1 pseudogene is annotated in these 390 nt (G+C 56.7%); it reads right to left on the reverse strand.

The features are described from left to right. Positions 1–156 precede the first annotated feature (156 nt). Positions 157–390 (reverse strand): annotated as a pseudogene (locus B0W55_RS29445) (hypothetical protein); the annotation flags it as partial.

Raw genomic sequence — 390 nt, forward strand, 5'->3', positions numbered from 1 at the left:
CTCCCACAGTTGACCGCATTCCCCTGATGGAACTCGGTCGACTGTGGGAGCGGGCTTGCTCGCGAAGGGGCCAGAACAAGCGCTGGACATCCATAACTTGCAGATACAACAAAGCCCGCACAAGGCGGGCTTTGAAGACTGTTCGATCACACTATTTTAGAAGCGAAACACTTCCATATCCGTACGAATCGGCGAAGCCATCGGGATCTTCGGCTGTTTTTCCTGTTCCGCCGCAGGCGCTACAGGCTTGGGCGCCGTTTTCTTTGGCACTTCAGCGATGGGCGGTTGGTTGGCCAAAGGCATGAGCGCTACCTACAGCTGTTCGGCAAGCTTCTCCCACAGTTGACCGCATTCCCCTGATGGAACTCGGTCGACTGTGGGAGCGGGCTT

This window comes from Pseudomonas sp. KK4 (assembly GCF_001984065.1).
In the GTDB taxonomy this organism is placed as follows: domain Bacteria; phylum Pseudomonadota; class Gammaproteobacteria; order Pseudomonadales; family Pseudomonadaceae; genus Aquipseudomonas.